The following is a 16654-nucleotide window of genomic DNA, read 5'->3' on the forward strand; positions in this document are numbered from 1 at the left end:
GGTTAGGTGTTTGGGCTCTGCGGGCGGACTGGAAAGTGTCGACAGCAGCATGCTTGCCTCACTTATGGGCCGGAGAGGTAGTTCTCAGCGATGGTTTTCAGAGAAGCCGGGCCCAACTGTGGTCCGTGTCCTGCGAAAACGGCGGAAACATCAAGTTTTAGGAGGAGGCCCATGGTGTGTCGGTAGTCCGCTTGGTTAGCTCCGTGGATCGTGTCGAGGAGTTGGCCTTCGTACATTGTGTCTCCGGTGAAGAGCCATTGGCGTTGACGATCGTACAGGCAGATGCTCCCAGGGGAATGTCCCGGGGTCGCGATGACCTCCAAGGGAGTTCCGAGGGTGTTGATGTTGTCTCCGTCCTTGAGCCGTCGTGTTGGGGTGGCCGGCGCCACCTGGTATTGGGTCGGGTCGTAGCCGGGGTGCGGGACGCGGCGGAGCATTGAGGGCTCTTCGTTCTCTGGAATGTCTATTCCCAGGATGCCGTACAGGGTGTGGGTGTTCAGGGAGACAGGTCCCGGTGTTATTAGGGTGTGGGCTTCTTCACCGTGTACTGCGATGTGGTTGAACTCATGTGCTCCTCCGACGTGGTCCAGGTGGGTGTGGGTGATGATGAGGAGCGGGTCCCGTTCGAACACTTGGGGTATCTCGTGGCGCAAGGGGACGATGCCGAGGCCCGCGTCGATGACTACATCCCGGTCCTGGCCGTGAAGCCACCAGATGTTGGATTGGAGCATGGGATGGACGTGGGGTTCGGTGATCCTTGTCAGTCCTGGGAGTACTTCTTCAAGGGCGTACCAAGTCAGGGAAGTGCGGGGGACGGTTTGTTGTGGGGTGGGTGTGTTCAATGTATGTGCCTTAGGAATTCGCGGGTGCGTTCGTGCTGAGGGTTGGTGAAGAACTCCTCAGGGGGTGCCTGCTCAACGAGTACGCCCTGGTCGAAGAGGGCGACGTCGGTCCCGACTCGCCGGGCAAATCCCATTTCGTGGGTTACTACGACCATCGTCATGCCGTCTGCGGCAAGATTTTCCATGACGGCCAGGACGTCGTTGACCAGTTCCGGGTCCAACGCCGAGGTCGGTTCATCGAAGAGCATGACGGAAGGGTTCAGGACCAGTGCCCGGGCGATTGCGACCCGTTGTTGCTGGCCGCCGGAAAGCTCGCCGGGAAAGTGGCGGAGGTGGGAACCCAGCCCGACGCGGTCGAGCATGTCCGCTGCCCGAGCTTTGGCTTCGGCGGCACCGGTTTTCCTGCTCAGGCGTTGAGCCAGGGTGACGTTTTGCAGGACGGTGAGGTGGGCGAAGAGGTTGAAGCGTTGGAAGACCATGCCGATCTCCGAACGCTGGTGGGCCAGGGTCCGTTCGCGTGCGGGCCGGTTGTTGGCGTCGATGCCGATTTTTTGACCCTTGAAGATGACCTCTCCGGCATCGAGGGGTTCCAGGAGGGCCATTAGGCGCAGCATGGTTGATTTCCCTGATCCGGACCTTCCGAGGACTACTTTGACTTCGCCCGAACCGACGGTGAAATCGACTCCTTTTAGGACTTCTTGGTGCCCGTATGTTTTGTGGAGGTTCCTTACTTCGAGCACGCTTTTTACGGTTTGAGGTGGCGTTGTGGTGGTCTCGGACATCAGAGTCCTTTCAAGGTAGCGGTAGCGCGCTCGACGCGGGGCAGGGTTTTATCGGGGAGGGAAACCCATCGGTATCGCTTTTCCACCTGGTGTTGGAGCGCCATCACGGCGCTGACAATGACGAGGTAGAAGACGAGCGCGGCCGAGTAAAATTCTGCGTATCGGAACGTGGTTGCGACTTGGACCTGGGCTGTGGTCATCAACTCCTGCAGTGAGATCACCGATGCCAGCGAGGTGTATTTGATCATTCCGATGAGTTCGTTGCCCGTGGGAGGCAGCGCCACCTTGATGGCTTGTGGCAGTTCGACACGGAGGAACGTTTGCGCAGGGGTTAGACCCAGTGCCCTTGCGGCAAGCTTCTGCCCGCCGTCAACACTCAGCAGTGCTGAACGGAGGATTTCTGCCATGAAAGCGCCTTCGACGACCGAGAGACCCACAAACCCTGCAAGGAATGGCGAGTACCAACTGTCGCGGAGCGCGGGAATGACCTGCGGTGCAGCGTTCCAGACGATGAGAAGCAGCAACAGTGTCGGCACGGAGCGGAAGAACCACACATAAACCCAGGCCAAGCTTCTAAGGGTCTTGTTCTTGGAGATGCCAGCGAGGGCAATGCAGAGCCCGATCAGGGTAGCGGCCACTTGGGAGACGGCAGCCAATTCAAGGGACAACGCTGCGCCGGAGAGGAATTCCTTGGAAGTCAGCGCCTGGAGGAAGATGCTCTGGTCAAAGTCCATTACTTTGTCGATTCGGTCAGGCGGCTGGCGTCCAGCGAGTAGTTTTTTGCGATCTCGGCCAGTTTCCCCTCGTCGCCAAGTGTCTTCAGTCCGTTGCGGATCTCTTCGGTCAGGACCGAGCCCTTCTTGACGTAAATGCCGAATACGGCGTCGGCCTCAAAGATTCCGGGAACTGGCTGTAGGTTTCCGCCTGTCTTCTCTACGATCTCACCGACGGAAACGTCAGTATCGATGAGCGCATCAGCCTTGCCGTTCGTAACTGCAGCTGAGGTCTGCGTGTTCTGCGGGTATGACTGCTGGATTAGATCAGGGAGGCCTTTGTTTTTCAACGCCGCCGAGAGTTCCTTGAGATTCGCCTCGTAGGCGCCCCCGGCAAGTACGGCTACTGTCTTTCCTGCCAAGTCCTCAGCACTCTTGATGTTCGAGTCCTTTGGGGCGATGATCACCGATCCGGTTTTCAGGTAAGGCACCGCGTCGGCGACCTGCTGGCGGGCTTCGTTGACGTACAGGCCTGACCACACCGCATCGCAGCGCCCAGCCTGAAGCGCCGGCATCAGCCCGTCGAAAGCCACGTCAGAGAACCGGGCCTTCACGCCCCATGACTCCGCCAGCGCAACCGCCGCGTCGGAATCAAAACCGATTGGCTGGGTCCCCGTGTTGCCGTCTTTATAGAACTCCATGGGCTTGTACTGCGGCGTCATACACACACTGAACTCACCGGACTTCAGCAAACCCTTCGGACCGCTGGCACTTTCCGGGGAAGTAGCGTCGACTCCCCCTGAACATGCGGTCAGCGCCACCACTGCGGCGGCAGCTACAGAACCTAAGCCGAACTTCGTCATGACAATCCCTTTCGTCGAACAGCCCCACGGGTGTGGCACTCCTCACATGCTAGGGCGGCAAAATTTCAGAACATCAGTCTTGAGTCGGGAGAACGCAGATGTGTAAATGCTCACGGCATACGATGATGGTTATCATCGTGAAAGGTGACTTCAATTTACAGATTCGTAAGCAGAATCGCGCAGAAAAATTTCCCGTAACGAAGCCGCGGAAAGGATGGCGTTATGGATGAGCTTGACGAGCAGATACTGCAGGAACTGGTCGCTAACGGCCGCATCACCGTGACCGAGCTTGCCCACAAAGTGGGTCTCAACCGCATCTCGGTCTCTCGTCGACTGACGACGCTCTTGACTGACTCTGGTGTCAGAGTGATCGGATTGGCTCACCCTGCCGTCGTTGGGCTGCCTGTCATGGCGCATGTCTCTATCGACGCTGCGACCCCGGTTCAGAGTCTGGCCGAGAAGATCGCGCAGGACCACCGGGTTCTGTTCGTGTCCATAACTGCCGGGGTCATGTCCCTGGTAGCAGAAATTCGGGCCAGGAACCACGAGGAACTCCAGGCATGTATCGAGGACATCCGCAACATCCCTGGAGTGACCTACATGCGCACCAGCATCTATACCGATCTCCTCATAGACATCCTGCATCCGGCTCAAATCAAGGACCCGGCCATCGACAAACTTGATTTGGCTCTCATCGAGATTCTGCGGCAGGACGGCCGTGCCAGCTACACAACAATGGCCACTGCCCTTGGAATATCAACCGGAACCGCAAGGGCCCGCGTTCTGCGTCTCCTGGACAGCGGAATCGTAAAAATCGGTGTCACTTGGCGCCCCGCCTCCCAGGAACGAGTGACCCGCATGGGGCTTGGACTCCGCATCCAAGGGACAGCTTTGGAACTAGTCAAATCACTCGAGGCCATACCGGGCTTTAGCTTCTTGGCATCCAGCATCGGCCAGCATGACGTTATAGCCACCGTCCACGGAACGGACGCAAACTCAGCACTCCGCACCGTTGACCAGATCCGGGCAATACCTGAAGTCATCCACGTCGAGTCATGGATACACCTCAATGTCGTGAAAGAAGAGCATTAGGAACACGATGTGAAGGCCCCGCTCCACGCGGCACGGCTACCGCGTGCCCTGACATTGGCGAAACCCATCACCGCGCCATGACGCCAGGCTGAGAAGAAGGCGTCAGGAATCAGCTGAGGTATGGAACGTCAGAGGTTCAAGCAAGGTCTTTCGGCGGATTGCGGTTCCCAACTCCTGGATGCGGCATCTCGACGAGAGGGCTCGTGACCTCAGCCGGAAAGATTCCGCATTTCTCTGCTTATGGCTCCGAGCCCAGTTTCAAGGGCTCGAAGCTCATCGAGGCTGAGGCGTGCCAAGATGTTTTCGCCGAGTTCAGGCCTTGTGGCCATTAGTTCGCGTACGACAGCTCTTCCAAGGGTGGTGGCTTTCATGACGCGCACTCTTTGGTCGCTGGGATCCGACACTCGTGTGGCTAAGCCAGCTGCCACAAGGCGGTCCAAAAGTTTGGACATGGATGCCATCGACACCTCAAATTGACTAACCAGTCGCCCGATGGCAACTCCGTGCTCTGACGTGACTATCACCGATAGGACTTTCAGCTGCTGAATGGTCAGATCTGTCGTCAGGAAAGTTTGCAGCACCAGCGGAAGTGATCGGATCGCTACAGCAACAGCGAGATTATTCACGCTTTCTTGGAGTGCTTGGTGGTCGTGGTCAGGGTGCGGCATGCAGCCAACGTACCTCTTGCAACCGTTTTTGACCATTACTTAGCTTAACGCTAAGTTTTTATTTAGCTTCGAGCTAAGTTTCTTTTCCGATTCCGGGACACCACCTGACGCCTGCGGACTGGCGGCGCACATCCTGCCGTCCGGGGCGACCAATCACTACTGGAGGAACGAAGAATGTTTTCCAAGGTCCAAATCCAAGCTTCCGCTGAGCCATCGACCATCGACGAGCTACGTGCCAAGTATCGCGAGGAGCGTGACAGGCGCATCCGCCCAGAGGGGCTTGGTCAATATCGCAGTACTGGCGGAAGCTTTGGTTTTTACGCCGTTGACCCCTATTCCGAGAAAACCATGCGTGAGCGTGTCAGTGACCGCGTGGAGGTTCTGGTGATCGGCGCCGGCTTCGGTGGCCTGCTTACGGCGTCACGTCTCCGGGAGGCTGGCGTCGAATCAATTCGGTTGATGGATGAGGCCGGGGACGTAGGGGGCACCTGGTATTGGAACCGCTACCCGGGCATACATTGCGACATTGAGTCCTATGTGTACATGCCCCTGCTGGAGGAGGTGGGATATGTTCCCTCTTGGCGTTACGCGCCTGGGGAGGAGATCCGGCAGCACGCCATTGCCGTGGCCAAACGATTCGATCTCTATCGCGATACGCTCTTCCATACCCGCGCCACAGGTCTTCGGTGGAATGAGGAAGCGGAGGAATGGACGGTTGAGACCGACCGGGGTGATCGTTTCCGGGCGCGGTATGTCGTCACTTCTTCCGGAACGCTGACGCAGCCTAAGCTGCCGAACATTCCCGGAATTGAGACCTTCAGGGGCCATACATTCCACACCAGCCGCTGGGACTATGGATATACCGGAGGAACAGCTGAGGGTGACTTGGTCGGGCTGGCCGACAAACGGGTCGCAGTCGTCGGGACCGGTGCCACCGGAGTCCAGGTCATCCCTCATCTGGGCAGGGATGCGCAGCAATTGCTGGTATTCCAACGGACCCCCTCAACCATCGACGTCCGCGACAACAGGCCAACAGACCTGCGATGGGCTGCGTCCCTGGGCCGGGGGTGGCAGCGCGAACGGATGGAGAACTTCCTTGCGGTACTCTCTGGAGAACCGGTAACCGAAAGCCTGGTAAATGACGGTTGGACCCGCACGGTGCGATTGCAACGGAAATTCCTGTCGGGCTCCGTAGACAAGAGTCTGAGCGATGAGCAACGTGAAGCACGGGATGAGCTCGCCGACTGGGAGGTGATGGCGGGAATCCGTGCCCGAGTGGACGAGATCGTAGAAAACCCTGAAACGGCGGAGTTGTTGAAGCCGTGGTACCGATATATGTGCAAACGTCCGTGCTTTAGTGATACGTACCTGCAAACCTTCAACAGGCCCAACGTGACACTCGTTGACACGGCCGACACTGGTGGAATCACCCAGATGACTGAGACTTCCATCGTGGTGGGTGATGTCGAGTACGAGGTGGATTGCGTCGTTTTTGCCACGGGATTCGATGTGGGAGTGTCGGGTGTTCTCTCCGGCACTCTTCCGGTGACGGGTCGTCATGGCAGGTCCCTTCTGGCCGCCTGGGGCAATGGTCCCCGCACGCTTCATGGCTTCTACACTCGCGGGTTTCCCAATCTGTTCAATCTTGGGGTTATGCAAAACGCAAACTCCGTGAATTACGCGCACATCCTGCAGGAACAGGCAGAGCACATAGCCGCAGTCATTCACGCGGCCAGAGACACTTTGACAGGTGTCGTGGAACCCAGCCCCGAATCAGAGGAGGCATGGTGCGCCCACATCGCCGAAACGGCGACGGGAGACGGCGGGTTCCTGGCCGAGTGCACCCCCGGTTACTACAACGGCGAAGGAACCCGCGTCTCGTCCCCGACAACCTACAGCCCCGGACCCGTCGCGTTCCACCGTCTCCTGCGGCACTGGCGTCAGGAATCCATGCGGGATGTCCTAACGTCGTCGTCAACCCGCGGCAAGACGCGCCGCGTAAACGCTGGGCCAAAGGCGGGAGGATAATGCCAAGAAAATGGCAGCGACTATTGGCCACCGCAGCAGCGCTCACCGCTCTCACCACTTCACTTTCCGCCTGCACCGCCACGGTGCAGGCCCCGCCGGAACAGACATCCTCGCAAGCCGGGCCTCACTCAGCCATGCAGCAAACGGCGAAACGTCTGTTTCAGGTATCGGCTGTTCACGAGGCAACAGGAATGACCCTGCTCGAAGGGCCGACCTTTGGCCCAGACGGGGGGCTTTACCTGGTAGACGTAATGGCTCCAGCAGGTGGCCCAAAGGTTATAAAACTAGACGTTGCATCCGGAGCGGTGGAAACCGTTTACACGGATGATGTCAGCGCTTTCACCTCGGCACAGTTCAGCCCGCACGACGGACGCTTGTACCTTACGGACTTTGTCGGCGGTACAGTTCAAAGCATCACCGATTCGGGGAAGGACCACCGCACGTTCTTCCAGGGCACATTGGACGGCGTTGCCATGAATCCCGACGACATCGCCTTCGACCAGGAAGGAAACCTGTACGTCACCGATGCCGCCGGGTCGCAGGATCCTTACTGGAAACCTACCGGCCGCCTGGTCAGGATCGACAAGGACACCGCTGAAGGAAACGTCCTTGCTGGGAACATGCCAGCGCCGAACGGTATTGCCTTCAACCCCGCTTATGACGGACTGTGGGTAAGCCACAACACGGGAAATCGAATCGATTACCTCAGGCTCAGCGCGGACGGGTACAGGGTTCAGACCGCTCATCCTGCCGTGCACGTTAGTGCAGGCGTCGGCCAAGTGGATTCCTTGGCCGTCGACGCGGCAGGGAACACGTACGTCGGGATGCACAACCGGGCAGTTGTCCTCGTTTACCGGCCCGACGGCGAACTGGCGGCCACTATCGCCGTACCGAGGGAGGACGACGTTTCATCGGCAACCAACGTCGCCCTTAAGCCGGGCACTACGGAAGGCTACATGACCGTGAGCGGCAAGGGTGGAGGATTCGTTTACGGGTTCACGGCCCTCGCCGATGGTGTGCGTCAATCTAATGGTGGATAGAAGGCCCGACGGAGCGTAAGGGGAACAGGCTGTCACCTCTTGTGGGCAGCGGCTGCGCCAGGCAGGAGCAGTTGTGCCATATCGTCGCACTCCGTATCGGTTGGAGGTGCAGGATGCGTTTGCGTCCACATGGCGGCCCCAAAGAAGGCGAGCTGGGCGATGAGGTCGCGCTGCTCCGGTCTGATCTCGCCCCGTTGCGCCGCTCGAGCCAGCACGGCGTGAAAGGGGGCGAGGGCTCTGTGCAGCGCGGCGGACATCAAATCCTGCAGCTCGGTGGACGTGGATCTTGTCGCCTCGGTAAAGGCCTGGCCCTCGGGCAGCTCTGCATTGTCGCGCACTGTTCGTAACAGCACGGACAGGTCATGACAGCTTGAGCCGGTGTCTGGAACAACGTCATAGCGGGCCAGGAGTGGCTCCAGGACGGCAGCCAGCAAGGCCGCCCGCGTAGGCCAACGCCGGTATACCGTCGTGCGGTTAACTCCTGCAGCCCTGGCGATCCCCTCAATCGTGAGGCGGGCATAGCCTCCCCGTGACAGCTCCGCAGTGGTGGCCCTCAGAACGGCCTCAACTACCCGCGAGCTGCGTGCACCCTGCTGGGCTCCCTGTGTCCTGCGCATTAACTCGGCCATGAAACAGCATTCTATTGACCTTTAGAAAAGGCAACAGTATGTTGCCTTTAAGGCAAAGGAGCCCTCTTGTCCGGGAGGCCGGCGCCCTTCATAACCAACGAGGAGCATGATGAGCACACAAAACGTTGATTTCGCCGAGACGATGGGCTTTGACCGGCTGCCGACGCACATAGTCGAAAAGCGTGTCACCGATCTGATGGACCTCACGGGGAAAAAGGCAGTAGTCACAGGGGCGGGGGGAGGTGGCTTGGGGCAGGCCATCGCCAACCGGCTTGCTGGCCTGGGGGCCGACGTCGCTGTCATCGACTTGAATAAGGACGGAGCCGTCGCTAACGCCGAGACCATCGAACGCCGATGGGGCACGCGAGCCATCCCGTTCCAGGCAGACCTGTCCGACTGGGATCAGGTGCATTCTGTGGTCTCAGAAAGCACGCAGGCGCTCGGGGGTCTGGACATTATGATCAATAATCCCGTTCAGGTGGTCTCCGACAGGTTCGAAAACCACACCAAGGCGGACATTGACTACACGGTCCATGGCAGCCTCACAATGCTCATGTATGGCGCACATGCCGCGGTTGAACACTTTCTGCCCCAGGGCCACGGACGTATCATCAACATCGCCTCTGTCGGAGGCCGGATTCAGCACCGGGGGCTAACTGTCTATAACGCCGCGAAGTCCGGCGTTATAGGCTTCACGCGGAACCTCGCCCATGAGTTTGCGTCGAGAGGCGTCAATGTCCTTGGGGTGGCACCCGGCGTGATGATCAACCCGCTGCTGCGCGACATACTGGCAAACGCCTCTGACGAGCAGGCCCTCGCAGCGAAAGGCTCAATGCTGGAGGCTGTGGATCGATACATTCAACTTGGGAGGGTGTCCATCCCGGAAGAGGTGGCCAATATGGTCGCTTACCTCAGCACAGAAGCTGCTGACTACATGTGCGGACAAACCATCGACGTCGCCGGCGGGCAGTGGATGGGGTGAGGCAGCTGCCACGTCGATGACAGGTCAGCAGGAACAGCAGTGACGCGTTCCTGCTGACCTCCCGATAACTATTAACTACGCCCGACCGATGTGAAGGACACTCCGGACGGCTCGAAATACAGGCGCAGACCCTTACGCAAGGTGGAGCTCGACCCCCAGGACTTTTTCAACGATGCGCCTAGGGTGTGCTCCATCCTGCATCAGCCACAGAATGCCACCGCCATCAGTGACGGCATCGACTTGGCCGCAATCAATCTGGACACCGTTTCGGTAGACCCGGACCTGGCGCCCTACGACAGATACCCAATCATCGACAGGCATCCACGGACCACCACTGAGTGGTTGTCGGGCGGCCGTCACGTGAGCTCCCCCTCGTTCTCACCAAGGCACCTGCCGTTAAGAGTTGCAGCAGTCGGATGGCAGGTAGGGCGGGTAGGCACGGGAGTATGGGGATTGCGAATCTTGCTGCTAATGCTGTACATCGCTGCCTGTAAGGATTCGCTGGATTCGTAGATCCTTTTCAATTACAACCCCATGCTCGATCTCCATGCAGAACTCGAGGGTAAAGGTGCCGTGATCGTGACGCGTGACAAGTATTCCCTGTCCACAGTCTTTCCCGCCCTCACTCAAAAGTTTAGTGACCGCTGAGTCCAAAGCGCACTCAAGCTGGTCGCGATTGTCGATGGTAAGTCGCAGTCGGTTGCCCTGCGGTTTCTGTTGGTCCATGTGTACTTTCTTTCGCCTGAATAAGCAGCCGGCCCCCGAGAACTGAGAATGACATGTCCCGCGGACCCTAAGAATTGAGGTCGGCACAGGAGCGGACGCCGAGGCTAACAATCTGCAACTAGAAGGCTGCGGCGTAGCGGGACCGATCTTCCAGGCGCACTGTGTGTGCCCTCTGATCCTGGCGAGGTCCTTCGCACTCCGGTAGGCTCACTGGTACCTCTGTTTTCCAGATTTTTCCCCTGGGTGGTAAAAAAGATAGGTGCCCAATACCCGCGAGGTCAAGTCATCGCTGTACTCGTCTTCTCAGGGCGGACGGGATGAAGGTGCAATGTTGAAGACCGTTAGGAGTGGCATGACCAGCGTAGAGGGCGTCAGGCCGCGGCGGGGAAGGCCCCGGCGCGTCGATCGTGAGCGGATCATCGAGGCGGCCAAGGTACTCGACCCATCGACCTTGACCATGCAGGCTCTCGCGGAAGAAATTGGCGTAGACCGCAAAACCTTGCATTACCACGTCGATAACCGCGAGTCTCTGCTTCGCATGGTGGCTGCAGACGCCTTCCGGGAGGCGGTCACCGCCCATGAATTCACCCCTGAGAAGGACTGGCGGAAGGCTATCCGGGCCTTTGCCCATATTACGCGAGACGCCGTCACGGCTGCCGGAGCATGGGCAAGTTATGTCGGCTATGAAACAGAGGCCGACCTCGAAGCCATCAGACCAGCGGAGGCTGCCGCGGAGGCACTGGTTGCCGCTGGACTCCCCGAAGCCGAAGCTGGGCGGGTCATTGCCTTGCTGGCTGGCCTTGCGTTCACGTCAGCGACGGACCGCTCAATTCCGAAAACCGCAGGGCGCCATCCTCAGGAACCTGTCCTTGAGCACTTGCTGCAGAAGGCCCCCCAAGAGGAATTCACACTTCTTCGCAAGCTGGTCGGGGGACGGTCAACGGAACTCGGCACCGAAGAGCAGTTTGCCTTCAACCTCGAAATTGTGTCGCTTGGCGTGGAGCGCCTGCTTGAACGGCCCAAAGCACAGCTATAGCACGTACGCAGCATCATTGCCAGCGGCACCCCAGTGGAACACATCCCGCAGATGCCACTGGTGTGGCCGCCAGGCTTAATGCCGTATACCGCCTTGTGTCGTGGGCGACTTTTGCCGGCTTCGGCCGGAATTTGACGCGTGCCAGCGTTCCGCTGCGCGTCGGAGGAAATCGGTCAGCGTTCCGTCCAGCCCCCTGCGCTGGACCATGATGTATCGCCGGATACCCTGACCTCCGCCTTGAGCCGCTCGCTGGCTTTCACCGATCGGGCTGATAAGGCGCCCTCCTGCCGTCCGCTGACCTGCCTCCGGCTTTAGCATGCGACTTGACTCACAGTGCTCACCCCTCTAGAATTTTTCCCACCCCGGGAAAAAGGGGTGCCGCACTGAATCCCCAGCGGCTTGCTTCAACGGTGAAGGACAACGGTGGCATGGACAGCCCGCAGACCCACTTTGTTCGGCGTCGTCAGGCATGCCAGTAAAGCGTTCAAGGGGCCAAACCCCCATGCCACGTCCGCGTCGTAGCGGGTGGCGGAATAGGAGACCCGAGTGGAAAACCAAGTACTGTCGACCTCTGACGTGGCGACTACCGTCGCAGATCAGGTCGAAGACCTCATATCACGCATGACCTTGGAGCAGAAGGTCGCACAGCTTCAGTGCACCATTCCCATCACGGGCCATCTCGACACTGGCCTCGTCAAATTTCCTCACGGTCTGGGTGCATCCGGAAGCATCAGCACCGGCGTATCCATTGAGGCCGACGCCGACCACTACGACCAGGTCCAGGACGCAGTGATGACCAAAACCGACCTGTCAGTGCCGCCGTTGCTCCACGGCGAGGCGGTCTCAGGCTGGACGGGACTTGGAGGGACAGTATTTCCTTCGGCAATCGGGCTGGGGGCTACGTGGAACCCTGACACAGTCGAAGGCATGACCGACATCGTCCGTGAGCAGATGCTCGCCGTTGGGGTGCGCCAGGCGCTGTCCCCCATCATGGACGTCGCCCGGGATCCCCGCTGGGGCCGCGTGGGCGAGACCTACGGTGAGGACCCCACGTTGTGCGCTGCGATGAGCGTTGCATTCGTGAAGGGCCTGCAGGGACAGAACCTTGCCGACGGCGTGGCCGCTACCGGCAAGCATTTCCTCGGCTTCGGCCTTGGGGAAGGCGGCCTGAACATGACCTCCAACCCCATTTCGCCTCGGGAGCTCCGCGAGGTCTACGCGAAGCCGTTTCAGGCTGCCATCACCGAGGCTAACCTCGCCGGCATCATGAACTCGTATGGCACCATTGATGGCGAGCTCATTATCGCCTCAAAGCACATCCTTGATGATCTGCTGCGCGAGGAGATGGGCTTCGAAGGCCTCGTTGTTTCCGACTACATGTCCATCAACCTCGCCGTCGACCTGAACGTCGGCGCGGACCCCACCGACGGCGGCATTAAGGCACTCAAAGCCGGACTCGATGTTGAACTGCCCACGCCCTACGGCTTCACTGACGGCTTGGTCCAGGCGGTCAGGCGCGGCGAACTCGAAGAGCGCTTCATCGACCGCGCGGTACGCCGCATGCTGACCCTTAAAGCCAAGCTCGGCCTCCTTGAAGACAACTCAGCACGCAAAGAGATGATCGCAGCCGCCTACGAGCCGGAATCCACCAAGGCGCACAGCCTGAAGGCCGCCCGCGAATCGATCGTCCTGCTGAAGAACGAAGGCCTTCTTCCGCTGAACAAGGCAACGAAAAAGATCGCCGTCATCGGCCCTCACGCCAACTCTTTGCGCCTTTTCTTCGGTTGCTACACCTACCCGGCTTCAATCGATCTGGCAATGAGCGGGACCATGTCGGAAATGGCGGGGATGCTCGACCTTCCTGAGCTGACCGCCTCTTACGAACAGCCCCCGCTGGCGCCGCTCTTTGAAGGCAGCGATGTCCGCTCCGAGCCCGCAGCGGTGGAGCAGGCCCTCCAAGGTGCGCTGGGGCACAAGACCCCGACCATCGTCGCCTCCATCCAGGACAAGTGCCCCGAAGCCGAAGTGGTGTACGAAAAGGGCTGCGACATCGCCGGCACCAACCGCACCGGTTTCGATGCCGCGGTTGCCGCTGCCAAGGAAGCGGACGTTGTGATTCTTACGCTCGGCGGTAAGTACGGCTGGGGCAGTTCTTGCACCTCCGGTGAAGGGATCGACACCGCCAACGTGGGCCTTCCTGGGATTCAGGAAGAACTTGCCCAGCGCATCTTCGAGACCGGCACACCGGCCGTCATGGTGCACATGGACGCCAAGCCGCTATCCAGCGTCTACATTGCCGAAAACTTCCCGGCCATCATCGAAAACTGGTTCCCGGGTGAAACCGGAGGCCAGGCACTGGCCGACGTACTTTTCGGCGACTACAACCCTGCCGGACGTCTGCCAATGACGGCGGTCCGGGACGCCGGCCAGATCCCCCTTTACGCAGCCCACCGCCGCAGCAACAGCTTCAGCAGCGCCGGGACAATGATCATGAATCGGTACGTGGACGGATCCAAGGTTCCCCTGTTCCACTTCGGGGAGGGAAAGAGCTACACGGCCTTTGAGTACTCCAACCTCGCCCTGACTCCGACGGTTACAGCCGACGGTGCGGTGCGGTTGTCCTGCGATATCACCAACACCGGCCAGCAGGACGGCGAAGAGGTCGTCCAGGTGTACGTCCGTGATGAGCTCGCCAGCATGGTCCGCCCCGTTCAGGAACTGGCAGGCTTTAACAGGGTGTTCGTCAAAGCCGGAGAAACCAAAACCGTTCACTTTACAATGCGGGCCGACCAGTTCGCCTTCCTTGACGTCGACATGCGCTGGGTTGTTGAAGCCGGCCAGATGACGGTCAACGTCGGGGCTTCCTCAGCTGATATCCGCCTGACGGGATCGTTCGATATCGAGAAATCCGCCGTCATCGATGGAAAAAACCGCGGCTTCTACGCCACAACCAGCGTTTCCTGACATCACACTGGGCGGGACACGCGGGCTTGACGCCCGCGTGTCCCGCCCCTGTCCGCCCGCCACTACAGGACTGGGGGCAGAAAAGAATCCCAAGGACGAAACATGCCAACAACAGCAACCCAAACGGAAACATTTAATGAGGCTGTCGCCCGCATCCGCAACGGCGGCCACCTGTCGGAAGAGGCTGACCAGCTTCTGGGACAACTGACGCAGGACGAGAAACTATGGCTCCTCGACGGCGACGCCGAGTTCTGGTCCGGCATGGCAGAGATGAGCGCGGGATATAACCGCAGACCTATCGTCATGGGCGAAATCGCCCGGCTCGGAATCCCCGGGCTGCGGTTCAGCGATGGCCCCCGCGGCGTCGTGATGGGCGAGTCCACCGCTTTTCCCGTGTCCATGGCCCGCGGAGCGACCTGGGACCCTGAGCTGGAAGAGCAAATCGGCGCGGCCATCGGTCGGGAAATGCGCGCACAGGGCGCAAACTTCTTCGGCGGCGTTTGCATCAACCTTCCTCGCCACCCAGCCTGGGGCCGGGCCCAGGAAAGCTATGGTGAAGACCCTTACCTGCTGGGTGAATTCGGCGCCGCCCTCGTCCGGGGCATCCACCCGGACGCGATGGCCATTGCCAAGCACTATGCCTTGAACTCGATGGAGAACGCCCGCTTCAAAGTCGACGTCAAGGCCGACGACGCCACACTGCACGAGGTATTTCTTCCGCACTTCCGCCGGGTCGTCGAAGCAGGCGTCGACGGCATCATGACCTCCTATAACTCCGTAAACGGCGAATGGGCCGGCCAAAACGAAACCCTCATGGAGGACATCCTCCGGCGCCAGTGGGGCTTCGACGGCGTGACTCTGTCCGACTTTGTCTTCGGGCTCCGCGACGCCGCACTGTCGCTGCGGGCCGGCCTGGACGTCGAAGCGCCCATGCGTCAACAACGAGCCCACCGGCTGCCCGCAGAGCTGGAATCCGGCCGCGTCACCTGGGACCATGTAGACCGGGCAGCGCGACGCATCCTCCGCACCCAGCTCGCCCATTACGCCGCCAGGAACATCGAGGAACCCGGCCCCGACGTCATCCTCAGCAAGGAACACCGCGCCCTGGCCCGAAAAGTCGCCGCCACATCGATGGTGCTACTAAAGAATGAGCCCGTCGACGGAACACCCTTGCTGCCCCTGAAGGCAGACGAGATTGCGTCCGTGGCCCTGATCGGGCGGCTCACCAACCTGCCCAACACCGGGGACCAAGGATCCTCAAACGTCCGCTCGCCCGAGGTTGCCACCGCCCTGGACGGCATCAGAACTGCGATCCCGGCAGCCAGCATCCTCTCGGTCCTGGACGATGATGCCGACGCAGCCGCAGCAGCTGCAGCCCGAGCTGACATCGCCGTCGTAGTCGTCGGCTACACGGCGCAGGACGAAGGCGAATTCATCGGTTCAGAAGGCATGTCTGACCCCGCCATCCTCGCCGTGTTTCCCCCCTTGCCCGAGGGTTTGGATCCGTCGGACCTGTCAGGAGCAGCCGGGGCCATGGGCACCGCTGAGGGCGGCGACCGCGAAAGCCTTCGGCTTCGCCCCATCGATGAGGCCATCATCAAGGCGGCGGTACAGGCCAATCCCCGCACCATCGTCGTAATAGTCACTGCCGGTGCTGTCATCACCGAGGCCTGGCGCTCAAAGGTGCCCGCCCTGCTGATCGGCTGGTACAGCGGCGTCGAGGGAGGACACGCCCTGGCCGACGTCCTGACCGGCGCAGTGGATGCCAGCGGCCGACTGCCCTATTCGATCCCCACCACAGAGGAACACCTGCCCTACTTCGACCGTGGTGCCAGCAGCATTACGTATGACCGATGGTTCGGCCAGCGGTTGCTGGACCGCGACGGGCGCTCCGCCGCATTCCCCCTCGGCTACGGACTCTCCTATACAAGCTTCAAGACCACAGAACTGTCCGTTACTAGTGTATCGGGGGAGTCTTTGGCAGCCTCCGTCCGCGTTACCAACACCGGCAACCGCGCCGGCCGTCATGTCGTCCAGCTCTACGCCACGACCAAGGCGGAAGACTTCCCCTCAAGGGTTCTGATCGGTTTCACGCCCGTCCACCTGGAATCAGGCCAAACAGCCACCGTCACGGTGGAAGGTTCCCTGCGGCCCCTGCAGCGCTGGGTAGACGGCGGTTTCTCCTGGGCCGCCGCCGAAGCAACCCTGGAAGCAGGCGCCTTCTCCGGCGACCCAAACGCTGCCACTGCTTCACTTCACCTGCCCTGAGCAACCCGTCAACGACCGACG

Annotated in this window: 13 protein-coding genes; 7 read left to right on the top strand and 6 right to left on the bottom strand. The window is 60.1% G+C overall.

The window, feature by feature from the left end; all coding sequences use genetic code 11:
* Positions 1-62: 62 nt before the first annotated feature.
* From QRM57_RS20585 to QRM57_RS20600, 4 genes are read right to left on the bottom strand one after another with little or no spacing between them, the layout of a single operon-like run.
* Positions 63-842, bottom strand: a complete 780-nt coding sequence (locus QRM57_RS20585; RefSeq protein ID WP_284988068.1) for an MBL fold metallo-hydrolase — start codon at positions 840-842, stop codon at positions 63-65.
* Entirely contained in the window at positions 839-1624 is a 786-nt protein-coding gene (locus QRM57_RS20590) for an amino acid ABC transporter ATP-binding protein (RefSeq protein WP_284988069.1), read from the bottom strand. The genes QRM57_RS20585 and QRM57_RS20590 overlap by 4 nt, the downstream gene beginning before the upstream one ends.
* Positions 1624-2358, bottom strand: coding sequence for an amino acid ABC transporter permease (locus tag QRM57_RS20595; RefSeq protein ID WP_284988070.1), 735 nt, complete (start codon positions 2356-2358; stop codon positions 1624-1626). Before QRM57_RS20595 ends, QRM57_RS20590 begins: the two co-directional genes overlap by 1 nt.
* Positions 2358-3200, bottom strand: a complete 843-nt coding sequence (locus QRM57_RS20600) for a transporter substrate-binding domain-containing protein (RefSeq protein WP_284988071.1) — start codon at positions 3198-3200, stop codon at positions 2358-2360. Before QRM57_RS20600 ends, QRM57_RS20595 begins: the two co-directional genes overlap by 1 nt.
* Before the next feature lie 222 nt (positions 3201-3422).
* Between QRM57_RS20600 and QRM57_RS20605 the strand changes: the two genes are divergently transcribed.
* Positions 3423-4292, top strand: a complete 870-nt coding sequence (locus tag QRM57_RS20605) for an Lrp/AsnC family transcriptional regulator (protein WP_284988072.1) — start codon at positions 3423-3425, stop codon at positions 4290-4292.
* A gap of 209 nt (positions 4293-4501) precedes the next feature.
* Here the strand turns inward: QRM57_RS20605 and QRM57_RS20610 are convergent, their stop codons facing one another.
* On the bottom strand, positions 4502-4960 hold the full coding sequence (locus tag QRM57_RS20610; RefSeq protein WP_284988073.1) for a MarR family winged helix-turn-helix transcriptional regulator: 459 nt from the start codon (positions 4958-4960) through the stop codon (positions 4502-4504).
* A 174-nt stretch (positions 4961-5134) separates the two neighbouring features.
* Between QRM57_RS20610 and QRM57_RS20615 the strand changes: the two genes are divergently transcribed.
* Together QRM57_RS20615 and QRM57_RS20620 are read left to right on the top strand one after the other, a co-directional pair.
* Positions 5135-6988: a flavin-containing monooxygenase gene (locus QRM57_RS20615; RefSeq protein ID WP_284988074.1), complete on the top strand. Its 1854-nt coding sequence runs from the start codon at positions 5135-5137 to the stop codon at positions 6986-6988.
* A gap of 191 nt (positions 6989-7179) precedes the next feature.
* On the top strand, positions 7180-8028 hold the full coding sequence (locus QRM57_RS20620) for an SMP-30/gluconolactonase/LRE family protein (RefSeq protein WP_284988075.1): 849 nt from the start codon (positions 7180-7182) through the stop codon (positions 8026-8028).
* A gap of 32 nt (positions 8029-8060) precedes the next feature.
* Here the strand turns inward: QRM57_RS20620 and QRM57_RS20625 are convergent, their stop codons facing one another.
* A complete protein-coding gene (locus QRM57_RS20625; RefSeq protein ID WP_284988076.1) occupies positions 8061-8657 on the bottom strand; it encodes a TetR/AcrR family transcriptional regulator in 597 nt (198 codons plus the stop codon).
* Positions 8658-8766: 109 nt separating this feature from the next.
* On the opposite strand from QRM57_RS20625, the gene QRM57_RS20630 reads away from it, so the two are divergent.
* The 4 genes from QRM57_RS20630 to QRM57_RS20645 all read left to right on the top strand — a co-directional run bounded on the left by QRM57_RS20630 (position 8767) and on the right by QRM57_RS20645 (position 16633).
* On the top strand, positions 8767-9639 hold the full coding sequence (locus QRM57_RS20630) for an SDR family NAD(P)-dependent oxidoreductase (RefSeq protein WP_284988077.1): 873 nt from the start codon (positions 8767-8769) through the stop codon (positions 9637-9639).
* Positions 9640-10717: 1078 nt separating this feature from the next.
* Positions 10718-11401, top strand: a complete 684-nt coding sequence (locus QRM57_RS20635; protein WP_284988078.1) for a TetR/AcrR family transcriptional regulator — start codon at positions 10718-10720, stop codon at positions 11399-11401.
* Between the two features lie 546 nt (positions 11402-11947).
* Positions 11948-14365 carry a glycoside hydrolase family 3 N-terminal domain-containing protein gene (locus QRM57_RS20640; protein WP_284988079.1) on the top strand — a complete coding sequence of 806 codons (2418 nt, stop codon included), beginning with the start codon at positions 11948-11950 and terminating at the stop codon, positions 14363-14365.
* A 102-nt stretch (positions 14366-14467) separates the two neighbouring features.
* Positions 14468-16633, top strand: coding sequence for a beta-glucosidase family protein (locus tag QRM57_RS20645; protein WP_284988080.1), 2166 nt, complete (start codon positions 14468-14470; stop codon positions 16631-16633).
* Positions 16634-16654: the final 21 nt, after the last annotated feature.

It is taken from the genome of Arthrobacter sp. fls2-241-R2A-172, assembly GCF_030208885.1.
Taxonomy (GTDB): Bacteria; Actinomycetota; Actinomycetes; order Actinomycetales; family Micrococcaceae; genus Arthrobacter.

Bases quoted from the DNA above. Each gene is read 5' to 3' on its own strand.
- QRM57_RS20590 (WP_284988069.1), bottom strand. From the start codon at position 1,624: ATGTCCGAGACCACCACAACGCCACCTCAAACCGTAAAAAGCGTGCTC.
- QRM57_RS20595 (WP_284988070.1), bottom strand. From the start codon at position 2,358: ATGGACTTTGACCAGAGCATCTTCCTCCAGGCGCTGACTTCCAAGGAA.
- QRM57_RS20600 (WP_284988071.1), bottom strand. From the start codon at position 3,200: ATGACGAAGTTCGGCTTAGGTTCTGTAGCTGCCGCCGCAGTGGTGGCG.
- QRM57_RS20605 (WP_284988072.1), top strand. From the start codon at position 3,423: ATGGATGAGCTTGACGAGCAGATACTGCAGGAACTGGTCGCTAACGGC.
- QRM57_RS20610 (WP_284988073.1), bottom strand. From the start codon at position 4,960: ATGCCGCACCCTGACCACGACCACCAAGCACTCCAAGAAAGCGTGAAT.
- QRM57_RS20615 (WP_284988074.1), top strand. From the start codon at position 5,135: ATGTTTTCCAAGGTCCAAATCCAAGCTTCCGCTGAGCCATCGACCATC.
- QRM57_RS20620 (WP_284988075.1), top strand. From the start codon at position 7,180: ATGACCCTGCTCGAAGGGCCGACCTTTGGCCCAGACGGGGGGCTTTAC.
- QRM57_RS20625 (WP_284988076.1), bottom strand. From the start codon at position 8,657: ATGGCCGAGTTAATGCGCAGGACACAGGGAGCCCAGCAGGGTGCACGC.
- QRM57_RS20630 (WP_284988077.1), top strand. From the start codon at position 8,767: ATGAGCACACAAAACGTTGATTTCGCCGAGACGATGGGCTTTGACCGG.
- QRM57_RS20635 (WP_284988078.1), top strand. From the start codon at position 10,718: ATGACCAGCGTAGAGGGCGTCAGGCCGCGGCGGGGAAGGCCCCGGCGC.
- QRM57_RS20645 (WP_284988080.1), top strand. From the start codon at position 14,468: ATGCCAACAACAGCAACCCAAACGGAAACATTTAATGAGGCTGTCGCC.